Source organism: Pseudomonas sp. 2(2015) (assembly GCF_000955865.1).
In the GTDB taxonomy this organism is placed as follows: domain Bacteria; phylum Pseudomonadota; class Gammaproteobacteria; order Pseudomonadales; family Pseudomonadaceae; genus Aquipseudomonas.
This window is the reverse complement of record NZ_JYOF01000017.1, coordinates 21,708-33,178: the sequence shown is the minus strand read 5'-3', so window position 1 is coordinate 33,178 and position 11,471 is coordinate 21,708. Positions and strand designations below refer to the sequence as shown.

Annotated in this window: 12 protein-coding genes, 3 tRNA genes and 1 pseudogene; 7 read left to right on the top strand and 9 right to left on the bottom strand. The window is 61.4% G+C overall.

Annotated features, from left to right (window positions below; genetic code table 11):
- From UB48_RS21655 to UB48_RS21640, 4 genes and pseudogenes are all read right to left on the bottom strand, one after another.
- Positions 1-746, bottom strand: a 746-nt coding sequence (locus UB48_RS21655) for an integrase (RefSeq protein ID WP_045200843.1), incomplete at its 3' end; no start/stop codon positions are given.
- 896 nt (positions 747-1,642) lie between these two features.
- Positions 1,643-2,964: pseudogene (locus UB48_RS21650) on the bottom strand (tyrosine-type recombinase/integrase).
- A gap of 162 nt (positions 2,965-3,126) precedes the next feature.
- Positions 3,127-3,202 (bottom strand) — tRNA-Thr (locus tag UB48_RS21645).
- A gap of 70 nt (positions 3,203-3,272) precedes the next feature.
- Positions 3,273-3,683 (bottom strand): pilin, encoded by a 411-nt coding sequence (locus tag UB48_RS21640; RefSeq protein WP_045200833.1) that lies wholly within the window; start codon positions 3,681-3,683, stop codon positions 3,273-3,275.
- A 217-nt stretch (positions 3,684-3,900) separates the two neighbouring features.
- On the opposite strand from UB48_RS21640, the gene UB48_RS21635 reads away from it, so the two are divergent.
- Genes UB48_RS21635 through yacG form a run of 4 tightly spaced genes read left to right on the top strand, consistent with a single transcriptional unit; the run spans position 3,901 to position 6,801 of the window.
- A complete protein-coding gene (locus UB48_RS21635; RefSeq protein WP_045200831.1) occupies positions 3,901-5,109 on the top strand; it encodes a type II secretion system F family protein in 1,209 nt (402 codons plus the stop codon).
- Between the two features lie 2 nt (positions 5,110-5,111).
- Positions 5,112-5,981: an A24 family peptidase gene (locus tag UB48_RS21630; RefSeq protein WP_045200829.1), complete on the top strand. Its 870-nt coding sequence runs from the start codon at positions 5,112-5,114 to the stop codon at positions 5,979-5,981.
- The gene (gene coaE, locus UB48_RS21625; RefSeq protein ID WP_045200827.1) at positions 5,981-6,604 is read left to right on the top strand and encodes a dephospho-CoA kinase; all 624 of its coding nucleotides are present in this window, start codon (positions 5,981-5,983) and stop codon (positions 6,602-6,604) included. The genes UB48_RS21630 and coaE overlap by 1 nt, the downstream gene beginning before the upstream one ends.
- Complete coding sequence (yacG, locus tag UB48_RS21620) at positions 6,601-6,801, top strand: DNA gyrase inhibitor YacG (RefSeq protein WP_045200825.1); 201 nt, start codon at positions 6,601-6,603, stop codon at positions 6,799-6,801. The genes coaE and yacG overlap by 4 nt, the downstream gene beginning before the upstream one ends.
- A 4-nt stretch (positions 6,802-6,805) precedes the next feature.
- Here yacG and UB48_RS21615 read toward each other — a convergent pair whose 3' ends face one another.
- Together UB48_RS21615 and UB48_RS21610 are read right to left on the bottom strand one after the other, a co-directional pair.
- Positions 6,806-7,495: an energy-coupling factor ABC transporter permease gene (locus UB48_RS21615; RefSeq protein ID WP_045200823.1), complete on the bottom strand. Its 690-nt coding sequence runs from the start codon at positions 7,493-7,495 to the stop codon at positions 6,806-6,808.
- Between the two features lie 45 nt (positions 7,496-7,540).
- Entirely contained in the window at positions 7,541-8,002 is a 462-nt protein-coding gene (locus UB48_RS21610; protein ID WP_156160230.1) for a hypothetical protein, read from the bottom strand.
- A 122-nt stretch (positions 8,003-8,124) separates the two neighbouring features.
- Between UB48_RS21610 and UB48_RS21605 the strand changes: the two genes are divergently transcribed.
- The 3 genes from UB48_RS21605 to UB48_RS21595 all read left to right on the top strand — a co-directional run bounded on the left by UB48_RS21605 (position 8,125) and on the right by UB48_RS21595 (position 10,476).
- Positions 8,125-8,754, top strand: coding sequence for a DUF1780 domain-containing protein (locus UB48_RS21605; RefSeq protein ID WP_010220617.1), 630 nt, complete (start codon positions 8,125-8,127; stop codon positions 8,752-8,754).
- 168 nt (positions 8,755-8,922) lie between these two features.
- Positions 8,923-9,096, top strand: a complete 174-nt coding sequence (locus UB48_RS21600; protein WP_045200819.1) for a DUF3094 family protein — start codon at positions 8,923-8,925, stop codon at positions 9,094-9,096.
- Between the two features lie 84 nt (positions 9,097-9,180).
- Positions 9,181-10,476: an NAD(P)/FAD-dependent oxidoreductase gene (locus tag UB48_RS21595; RefSeq protein ID WP_045200816.1), complete on the top strand. Its 1,296-nt coding sequence runs from the start codon at positions 9,181-9,183 to the stop codon at positions 10,474-10,476.
- 115 nt (positions 10,477-10,591) lie between these two features.
- On the opposite strand, the gene UB48_RS21590 is transcribed toward UB48_RS21595, so the two are convergent.
- From UB48_RS21590 to UB48_RS21580, 3 genes are all read right to left on the bottom strand, one after another.
- The gene (locus tag UB48_RS21590; protein WP_052676553.1) at positions 10,592-11,122 is read right to left on the bottom strand and encodes a dihydrofolate reductase family protein; all 531 of its coding nucleotides are present in this window, start codon (positions 11,120-11,122) and stop codon (positions 10,592-10,594) included.
- Between the two features lie 96 nt (positions 11,123-11,218).
- Positions 11,219-11,295 (bottom strand) — tRNA-Pro (locus tag UB48_RS21585).
- 99 nt (positions 11,296-11,394) lie between these two features.
- Positions 11,395-11,470, bottom strand: a tRNA-Lys gene (locus tag UB48_RS21580).
- Position 11,471: the final 1 nt, after the last annotated feature.

The following is an 11,471-nucleotide window of genomic DNA, read 5'->3' as shown; positions in this document are numbered from 1 at the left end:
GGGATTAGTTGACCACTACACAGGTAGCTTTCGTGTGGAGCAATCAGGTTGCGACTACCGGAAGGCGACACCTGCCATGCAAACCTAAGCGCCACGCGAACATGGCCGTCCACCGCAATCCAACGTGGCGCAGAGGCGCCAGCGCGGCGGCCTCTGGTGCCATCCTGAATGTTAATTTTGCCTAGGTCGTTAGCCTCACGGCATAACCGTGACAGGTCAGCCAAGATGGTCTCACGCAAGCGCATGCCGGTGGCTCGCGCCAACAGAACGATCGCGGCGGCCCGCAGATGATGATGGCGGCAAAGCGCATCGACGATCTGCTTAGCCTGATCGCGGTCTTGGCCCTGGGGCACTGAGTGGCGAATCCCGGTGCGCTGCATACCCAATGCCTTGCTCGGACTTGGCAATTTCACCCACTGGTCACCGCGAAGCGCCGCCATGGTCCTGTTAACGCTGGATAGCCGATTTTGTGCGATGCTAACAGCGAGGTCTCCGCGCCCAACCGCGTCGCGCAGATACCCCGCATAGTCAGCCAACACCTTCCGATCAATCTGCCGCGCATCATTGATACCTGGCCCCTGTTCGGAGCGGCACCACTTCACGAAAGCCAGCCACCGGTCACAGTGCGCCTTGACTGTGCCGTAATGACCGCCGCCGAACATGTCTTTCAGCGCCTGCGGTCCTGCGTAGCTCAATTGTCTGCCGTAACCGAAATTGCGGCCATCGCGTCTACCCACCAATGCCATATCGCGCACCTCATTTTTCGTTCTCTGATCCTCGCCCCACGTCATCCCGCCAAGAATGCTGAGTGTTATCAGGGATCAAGACCCCTGCGACCTGTGGGGAATGTCCACTACGCGGGACTGGCGGCTCCTTACGTCCGGGAGCAAGGGCATCTCATGATCTGGCCTCCTGAGCACCGTTACCGGTGGGCGGGTGGAGGCAGCATTGGCTGACGAGACCAGTGCCGCGAGATCCTGAGCCATGTGCAAGCAGCAATGCGATGACCGGGGCATGCCTGACTGTCAGTCAGGTGCAGTCCATTCCCTGGTCTGCGGCACCACCATCTACATGACTGTTGCTGGTGACAATCGGCGTTTGTCACGCCGATTGTCACGAGGGGGGTTGCCGCAAAGCCATATGCGATCAGGGCTGCAGCAGTGTCAGGAGCGCCCGTCTCTTTTCTGGAAAAAGAGACGGGCACAGGTTGGCGCAATAGCCGGCCAAGCGGATAGGTTGCTGCAGGGCAGCGAGGTACGGTGTATCGGCGCACGAGCGCCATATGTGTAAGAGCATCCATCACATGGGTAGTGACCAGGCGAGCTGCCGGATGCGAATCGCCCTTGGGGAGAACCACCGCAGGAGCGGCGTGACCTTTGAGGTTCGGATCACCTGGGGTGCTGTCAACGACAGCCTTTGCACTGTCTTTTCTACGCCCGCAATCCGGGAGGGTCAAGGGACACGCCCGCTGGATTTTGCGGTTGAAAATGGCATTGGCCGTGTACGGAATCCCGTGGTTTCCAGTGGCCGATTGGGAGCTTTAGATTTTTTAGGTGAGGTCCATCCAAACAGGGCGGCTTTGCAGCCCTGTTTGGATGGACCCGCATGGAAAGCAGATCATAGAAATTTCAAAGCCGTGCGCTCACTCGACTGCGCCACGCCTTGCTCTTAGGCTAGAAACATTTGCCCCGGTCTGATTCGCGAACTCATGCGGCGAGATATGCTCCTGCCGGTTCGCTTCGAGGTAACGGCTCCACCAACTCATGATCATTCGCCGTTCCTCTAGGAACTCGGCCTTGTGGATATTCGCCGCCCGAACGTTGTTGCGCTCCCTGTGGCTCATCTGCCGTTCGATAGCCGTCTCTGACCAAAGCCCGGATTCGACCAAAGCATTGCACGCCATGGACCGAAAGCCATGCCCGCAGATTTCGGTCTTGGTGTCGTAGCCCATGTTCCGCAGAGCGCTGTTTACCGTGTTTTCGGACATAGGCTTCCACGAACGAGCGTCACTGGTGAACACCAGATCGGAGTACCCCGTGATCGCATAAATCTGTTCGAGCAACGCCACCGCTTGCGGTGACAGAGGGACAAGATGGATGTCGCCCGCCATCTTCGTGCCTCTGGTCGAATACGGGACGCCTTCCAAAGCGGGCCGCGTGTCAGGTATCTCCCATATGCCGCGCTTCAGATCGAACTCACTCCAACGTGCGAAGCGCAATTCGCTGGAGCGAACAAACACATGAAGCGACAACATCACAGTCAGCCGAGTGAGCGTGCGTCCCTTGTAGTTCTCGATTCGGTCCATCAACTCAGGCAGACGAGACAGCGGGAGTGCAGGTCGATGCGTAACCCGTGGCGCGCTGATGAAGCCCTCAAGGTCATATGCCGGGTTCACCGTGATCAGCCGCAGCCGCTTTGCCTCACGCATGATGCTCTGCAGGTAGTTTTGTACCCTCAAAGCCACATCGATCGTGCCGCGCTTCTTGATTGCCTCAAGCGGCTGCATGAGGTCTAAGGTATCAAGATCAACGATGGCCCGTGCGCCTAGCAGCGGGAATACGTGAGTCTTCAAACGACTCAGCACGGTCCGGGAATGGCCAGGCGCCCACTTCACGGACATTTCCTTATGCCAGTCCAGGGCAACGCGTTCGAATGTGTGTCCTCTGACAACCGCTTCGGCCTTGGCCTGCTGCTTGGACGCGATCGGATCAATGCCTTCCGCCAGCATCCGCTTAGTCTCCAGACGCTTCTGTCGAGCATCTGCGAGACCGATGACGGGATAGTTGCCAAAGGAGGTCAGCCCCTCTCGCCCATCCGGTTTACATACCTGAAGCGCCAGCCTTTGCGGCCGTTGGGGTAAACGAGGAGGTAAAGACCGTCACCGTCAAAGAGCTTGTAGGGGCGGTCAGTAGGTTTGGCCGAGCGGCATGCGGTGTCGGTCAGGGGAGCAGTAGTACGAGCCATAAGGGTAAACCCCTTTATCGAATCGACTTTATCCCAACCGTTACCCCTAAATCGGCTGGCAGCTGTCGGATTCCGACGGAACGCCATAAACGAAAAAACCCGCCAGAAGGCGGGTTTTACGGGGGTTCCAGAGATTTTGGTAGCCTTCGCTGGAACCTGAACTGGTGCCGGAGACAGGAATCGAACCTGCGACCTTCGCGTTACGAGTGCGCTGCTCTACCGACTGAGCTACACCGGCGTGGCGATAACGCTACCACTGCCGGATCGCTTACGCAAATCACTGTTTATTAACAGCAATTGCGTCTGTTTCAGAGGGCTTTGCAGCCTGCCGGGGCGAGGTCTTCGTTGAGGGTGCTGGTGCAGGCCCAGCCGCTTGCGGCGCGGGTCAGGGTGATGGTTTTGTCGGTGGCGATGGCCGGGGCGTCGATCAGGGTGCAGACGATGCTGCCCACGCCCGTGGCCGCGGTGCCGCTGGCGGTGATGGCGCAGTGGGCGGTGCGCTCCTGGCCGCCCAGGGCGGCGACGTTGGCGATGTCTTTGCCTTCGTTCAGGCGCAGGTCGAAGGCGGTCTTGAGCGCAGAAATTTCTACCAGGGCCGCCGTGGCTTTGCTGCGGACCTGGCTGTTGGTGTAAATCGGCAAGGCGATGGTCGCCAGAATGCCGATGATCGCCACCACGATCATCAGTTCGATCAAGGTAATACCGCGTTGCCCTTTCATGGACACTCTCCCTCACAAAATCAGTTCATGCCGGCCGCAGTGGTGCGGCGCCAGCAGGCGCGCCAGTAGGCCCGAACAGACACCTTTTGTCACCCCGTGACGGTCATTCGGTCGCTCTGGCTCGACTACTCTAGTGGGCGGCGGGCAACCCTGCTCGCCACTCGGGGCCTGGAGCTGTTACCAGGCTTGTGCAAGGCAGCGCAACAAGGATGTGGCGATGACCGAAAGCAACCGGATGTACCGCTGGCAAGGCACCAACGCCCAGGGCGCCTTGATCAGCGGCCAGAGTGCGGCGCGCAGCCCGGCGTTGATCAGGGCGCAGTTGCGCCAGCGCGGGATTCGCCCGGGGCGTATCGCCAGTGTGCGCCCGCCGTTGTGGCAATGGCGGCGGCCCCTGGATGGCAAGGCGCTGAGCCAGTTCAGCCGCCAGTTGGCAACCCTGGTCAAGGCCGGGGTGGCGCTGTTGCAGGCGCTGGATGTAGTGGCCCAGAGCAGCGCCAACCCGGCGCTGGCCAGCCTGCTGGGGGCGATCAAGGCCGATATCGCCGCCGGCAGCAGCCTGGCCACTGCGCTGCGCCGCCACCCGCAGCACTTCGATCGGCTGTACTGCAACCTGGTGGACGCCGGTGAGCAGTCCGGCAGCCTGGAGACGGTGCTGGCCCAGGTGGCGGCGCTGCAGGAGCAACGCCAGGCCCTGCGCATGCGGCTGAAAAAAGCCATGACCTATCCTCTGCTGGTGTTGCTGGTGGGCTTTGGGGTGTCGGCGTTGTTATTGCTGGAGGTGGTGCCGCGCTTTCAGTCGTTGTTCGGCGGTTTTGGTGCCGAGCTGCCGGCGTTTACTCAACAGGTGATTGGCTTGTCGCAGTGGCTGGGCGCGCACCTTGGGTGGCTGTTGATAACGTTCGGCGGCGCTTGTAGTGCGCTGGTTTGGGCTTATCGGCACAAGCTTGGGGTGCGTTTGTGGCTGGTGCGCGTGGCGCTGCGCTTGCCGGTGCTTGGCAGCCTGCTCCGGCATGCCGCCCTCGCCCGCTTTGCCCGCACCCTGTCGACCTCGTTTGCCGCCGGGGTGCCGCTGGTGGAGGCGCTGGGGCCGGTTGCCGGGGCCTGCGGCAATCCGTTGTATGAGCAGGCGGTGCACAAGGTGCGCGACGACCTTGCCAGTGGTCTGGCCTTGAACGTGGCGTTGCGCACCAGCGGGCTGTTCCCGGCGCTGGTGGTGCAGATGTGCGCCATTGGCGAGACAGCCGGCACGCTGGACGATATGCTCGCCAGGATCGCCAGCCATTATGAACAGGCCATCGACCACCTGCTCGACACCCTCACGGCCATGCTCGAGCCGTTGATCGTGCTGATCCTGGGGTTGCTGGTGGGCAGCCTGGTGATCGCCATGTACCTGCCAATCTTCCAGCTGGGCAATGTGATCTGACCATGAACCTGTTGAACACCCTGGCCAGCCAGCCACTGATGTACCTGAGCTTCGCCCTGTTGCTCGGGCTGATTGTCGGCAGTTTTCTCAATGTGCTGGTGCATCGCCTGCCGATCATGCTCGAACGCCAATGGCAGGCCGAAGCCCGTGAGGTACTGGCGTTGCCCAGCGAGGCACAAGCGCCGCGCTTCGACCTGTTTTTACCGCCCTCGCAATGCCCGCATTGCGCCCACCGCATTCGCCCGTGGGAAAACATACCGGTGGTGAGTTACCTGGCCTTGCGCGGGCGCTGTTCCGCTTGCCAGGCGCGCATCAGCCCGCGCTACCCGCTGGTGGAAATTGCCTGCGGGGCGCTGACGCTGTTTGCCGCCTGGCATCTGGGTTTTACCGTCGCGGCCCTGGCGTTGATGGTGCTGAGTTGGGGCCTGCTGGCCATGAGCTTGATCGATATCGAGCACCATCTGCTGCCCGATGCCCTGGTGCTGCCGTTGTTGTGGCTGGGGCTGATCGCCAATGCCTTTGAACTGTTCGTGCCGCTGGAGGATGCCTTATGGGGCACGGTGGCCGGTTACCTGAGCCTGTGGTCGGTGTTTTGGGTGTTCAAGCTGGTCACCGGTAAAGAGGGCATGGGCTATGGCGATTTCAAGTTGCTGGCCATGCTCGGCGCCTGGGGCGGCTGGCAGATTTTGCCGCTGACCTTGCTGTTGTCGTCGCTGCTGGGGGCGGTGATCGGCCTGGTTATGCTGCGCCTGCAGCGCAAGCAGGCGAGCACGCCGATCCCCTTTGGTCCCTATCTGGCCATTGCGGGCTGGATCGCGCTGCTCTGGGGTGGTCAAATAACCACTTCCTATCTGAAATATTCCGGATTCTGATGACCACCGCTGCTTTCACCCCCTGGATTCTCGGCCTCACCGGCGGCATCGGCAGTGGCAAGAGCGCCGCCGCGCAGCGCTTTGTCGAGCTGGGTGTGCACCTGGTCGACGCCGATCAGGCCGCGCGCTGGGTGGTCGAGCCGGGCCGCCCGGCGCTGGCGAGTATCGTCGAGCGTTTCGGCCCGGGGGTGCTGCTCGAAGACGGCCAGCTCAACCGCGCCGCCCTACGCGAGCTGATCTTCGCCGACCCGCAGCAACGGCTGTGGCTCGAAGCGCTGCTGCATCCCTTGATCGGCCAGGAGATCTTCAGCTACCTGGCCAAGGCCGAGTCGCCCTATGCGGTGTTTGTTTCGCCGTTGATGGTCGAGTCTGGCCAGTACAAACGCACCGACCGCCTGCTGGTGATCGATGCGCCGCAGGCACTGCAGGTGCAACGCACCCTGCTGCGCGACCAGACCAGCACTGAGCAGGTGCAGGCCATCCTCAAGGCCCAGGCCAGCCGTGAACAACGCCTTAGCCACGCCCACGACGTGATCGTCAACGACCGCGACCTGGCCTGGCTGCATTCGGAGGTCGACCGCCTGCACCACTTTTACCTGACTTTGCGAGGAGGCCAAGCATGAGCCAACCAACGACCGTAGATTGCCCGACCTGTGGCGCCCCTGTGGAATGGAGCGCGGCCAGCGCGTTTAGGCCGTTCTGTTCCGACCGCTGCAAGCTGATCGACCTGGGTGCCTGGGCCTCGGAAGAGCACAAGATTCCGGTCGCTCCGGATGCCGAAGACGAGCTGTTCTCCGGCGAACTCGACCCGCGTCACTGAGGCCTCAGCGCTCGGGGTCGTCATCCTTCCACGGGGCCTGCAGGTAGCGGGTCCGGTTGAAGGTCTCCAGCCACTCCGGGCAGAACACCACCAGGGCGCTGACCACCATGCCGTTGATGAAGGCTTCGGGGAAGATGATCAGCCACAGGTAGCCGATAAAGTCCTCGATCCACTCCGGCATGACGAACCGCCCGTCCATCCACAGCAACCCCAGCCCACCGAGCAGGCACAAGAGTGCCGACAGCGCCGCGGCAAAAAAGCCTGAACAGAAGATATAGACGAACAGGTTGCGCGGCTGGGCTCGCTCCACCAGGATCGCGCACACCTCGGTGACCAGCACCGGCAGGCCGATCAGCAGCAGGCCATTGACCCCCATAGCCGCCAGGTCCTGACGCCCCAGCGCCAGCAGGCCGAGCTGCGCCAGCAAGCCACCGACAATCGCCAGCGGCCAGTCCAGCAGCAGGGTGACGGCGGTCATGCCGATAAAGTGATACGACACCCCGGTGTCGAAGTCGCGGCGTACCAGCCACAGGGCAAACAAGGCGAACACCGTACCAAACAGCAAGTGCTGGCGCCGGCTGTCAGCGAACAGTTCCAGCCAGCGGGTACGCGCCACCGCCCAGATCAGCACGGGCACATAGGCGACCCAGGCGATGGTCAGGGTCTGGCTGGAAAGTACGGCGGCACTGATCACGGCAAATAACCCTTGTGCGAGTAAGGCAATAGACCTGGGGGCAGTCTACACCTCGGGGCTGGCTTGATCAGCCTCCGCCGGTGCTTTGGGTGCCTCGAACAGGCGGAACACTGCGCCTTCAACCAGCCAGTCTGCGGGCTGGCAACTCGGGTTGCGCTGCAGCTCGACCACGCTGACGGTGGTCGCCGACACCTGCACATCGGCCCAGGCGCCGTAGCAAGCGAACTCGTTCAGGGTCAGACGCATGCGGTAATCGCCGGGCATGACGCTGAGCACCTTGGGGTTGAACTCGGCGTAGCTGCGCACGATTTCATCTTCTGCGCCGCGATGGTCGATGAGCTTGACGCTGTAGGGCGCTGAATCGCCCTCCTTGAGCACTATATAGCGGCCATCCGGGGTGTCGTAAGGCACGGTAGGCGTCCAGAATAGAAAGCCCACGCCGTACACCACCAGGGCACAGACCACTGTGCCGGAACCGAATATGCCGCCCATCTTCACTACGCTCATGTTTCTTCCCTGATATTCACTGAGCCCACAACGGGTGCGCAGTCTAGGCGCTGGCCCGGCGTTGCAGCAATGGCCTTGCAGACATTTCCTGCAAAGCTCAATTGAACGCTAAGCTTGTGCCCATGGACGACTCAGACTACTTGCGCCTGCTCACCATTCAGGCCGAACAAGCCAATGCGTTTCTATCCAATGCCCGTAAATGGGAACGTGAGCGTTGGGTCTGCCAGCGCCTGCTGCAAGGCCTGAATATTCCCTACCGCAGCGAAGATTTTGCCGCCGCCGGGCAAGAGCCGCCTGACGTGCTGTTTCGCGATGCCGCCTTCGAGGTGTTTTTTGTCCTCGATGAGGGCCGGCGCCTGAACGACGAGTGGCGCGAAGAGCTGCAGCGCCGGCGCAGTGCCTTTTCGTTGAGCCAGCTGGTGCGCCGCGAAGCCCGGCCACGGCGGATCAGCGCCCAGGAACTGCTGCAGCGCCTGGCACCGACCTTGCGGAAAAAATCGCACAACTATCAGGAACGCGGCCTCGACCTGAGCGAGCTGGACATCATTGCCTTCGCCAGCCTCAAGCGCGAAGTGCTCGACCTCAATAGCCACTTCCCGCCACCCACCGAATACCTGCGCCAGGGCTGGCGCTCGTTGTCGCTGGTGGGCCCGACCTTCGCCCGGGTGCTGTTCGCCCACCCCGATGCGCCGGATTTCTTGCGTGGCAATCTGGGGCGCAGCATCGTTTTTGATGTCGGAATCAGCCTCTGAGCTGGCCCCCTGCCAAAGCCCGATGGCATAAATTCTGCGCCGGTGATACAAAGCGCAATCATTCGTTATAAAGACAGCCAAGTGACTGAAAGATGGGCCACCTTCGAGCTACTACAGTGAACACTGTAGCTTTCCCACAGTCACAAGCGTCTATCTGACGAGGCCCTCATGACCAGCCGCCTGAATCCCGATGACCAGCGTCGTGTCGATGAATACCTGCAAGCCCCTCAGCACCAAGTCGAGCGCAAGCCTTTCCGGCCCTGGCTGCTCCTTGTGCTGGTGGTGGCAGTGACGGTTGCGCTCGGCTTGTTGAGCCGCCTCTTGAGTCAACTGGTGCTATGAGCTGCCTAGCGCTCGCCCACAACGCCCGCCCCGTGCGGCCTACCACTCAAGACCCGAATTCCGTAAACCTTATGAGATATCTCCATGACTCACCGTATAGTGATTGTCGGCGGCGGCGCCGGCGGCCTGGAACTGGCGACCCGCCTGGGTAAGACCCTGGGCAAAAAGGGTAGCGCCAGCATCACCCTGGTCGACGCCAACCTGACGCACATCTGGAAGCCGCTGCTGCACGAAGTGGCGGCCGGCTCGCTCAACTCTTCCGAAGACGAACTGAACTACGTGGCCCAGGCCAAGTGGAATCACTTTCAGTTCCAGCTCGGGCGCATGAGCGGCCTGGACCGCGAAACCAAGCAGATCCAGCTGGCCGCGACCCTCGATGAGGACGGTCGCGAGCTGCTGCCTGCGCGCACCCTGGGCTACGACACCCTGGTGATCGCGGTGGGCAGCAACACCAACGACTTCGGCACCCTGGGCGCGGCGCAGCATTGCCTGTTCCTCGACACCCGCAAGCAGGCCGAGCGTTTCCACCAGCAACTGCTCAACCATTACCTGCGTGCCCACGCAGGTGATCAGGCCCATGAAAAAATCAGCGTGGCCATCGTTGGTGCCGGTGCCACCGGTGTCGAGCTTGCCGCCGAGCTGCATCACGCGGCCCACGAACTGGCGGCTTATGGCCTGGATCGTATCCAGCCAAAAGACATGCACATCACCCTGATCGAAGCCGGCCCGCGGGTGCTGCCAGCCCTGCCGGAGCGCATCAGCGTGCCGGTGCACAAGACCCTGGAAAAACTCGGGGTGACAGTGATGACCAACGCGGCGGTCAGCGAAGTGACGGCCGATGAGCTGCGCACCAGCAATGGCGAGGTGATTCAGGCCAGCCTCAAGGTGTGGGCGGCGGGTATTCGGGCGCCGGGGTTCCTCAAAGACATCGACGGCCTGGAAACCAACCGGATCAACCAATTGGTGGTGCGCCCTACCCTGCAGACTACTCTGGACGACAACATTTTCGCCTTTGGCGACTGTGCTGCCTGCCCGCAACCGGGCAGCGACCGTAACGTGCCGCCAAGGGCACAGGCTGCGCATCAGCAGGCGTCGTTGCTGGCCAAGGGGCTCAAGGCGCGCCTGGAAGGCAAGCCGTTACCGACTTATGCGTACCGGGATTACGGCTCGCTGGTGTCGCTGTCGCGCTTCTCGGCGGTGGGTAACCTGATGGGCAACCTGACCGGTAGCGTGATGCTCGAGGGCTGGTTGGCGCGGATGTTCTATGTGTCGCTGTATCGCATGCACCAGATGGCGCTGTATGGGACTTTCCGTACGCTGATGCTGATGCTCGGCAGCCGGATTGGTCGCGGGACTGAGCCGCGGTTGAAGCTGCACTGAGTTTCAATTGTTAGTGGCAGTGCCGGCCTCATCGCCGGCAAGGCCAGCTCCCGCAGGGTTCTATGTTTACCTTAACAAGCAGGCCTGACATCAATCCCTGTGGAAGCTGTAAGCTCTACTTGAGTACCCTGTAAGTACTCTGCACAAAGCCGCTTTCAAAGGTGGTGCTGCGCATATGCTGCAGCGTCACGTCCTTCGCCAGGGTCCCGAACAGCGGGATACCGCTGCCCAGCAACACCGGTATGCGGGTGATGGTCAGTTCATCCAGCCGGCCTTCGCGCAAGAAGCTCTGAATCACCTGCCCGCCATCGAGGTACAGGCCCTTGGCGCCTGTTTCATTCAGGTGCTCGACCAGGTCGGCGACCGGCCCCGGGTGCACTTCAACGCCATGCTGCATATCGGCCTGCTGCAAGGTGCTGCTCAGCACCACCACGCGCTTGTGCGGATACGGCCACTCGCCAAAGGTCAGGACCTTCTCGAAGGTGTTGCGGCCCATGACCAGGGTGTCGATGGTGGCCATGTACGCCGCATAGCCGTGATCGTCACTGGAGCTGGTGGCAACCATCAGCCAGTCCAGCTCACCGCTCTCACGGGCGATGAAGCCATCGAGGCTGGTGGCGATGTACACGGAGGTTTTCAGGGGCACGGCGCAACTCCTTTGCAGGAAATAGCCGGATAGTATCAGCCAGGGCGCAGAAACGAAAAAAGGGCACCTTTTGCAAGGTGCCCTTCTTTCTGAAGATGGTCGGGGTAAGGGGATTCGAACTCCTGACATCCTGCTCCCAAAGCAGGCGCGCTACCGGACTGCGCTATACCCCGGTAAAAAAAAAGGCTCCGATTAAGGTGCCTTTTTTATGGCTGGCTGCTAATGGCAAACCAACCTTTTAAGATTTGAACCCAGCGTACCGGATTCAAAAATGGTGGGTCGTGTAGGATTCGAACCTACGACCAATTGGTTAAAAGCCAACTGCTCTACCAACTGAGCTAACGACCCT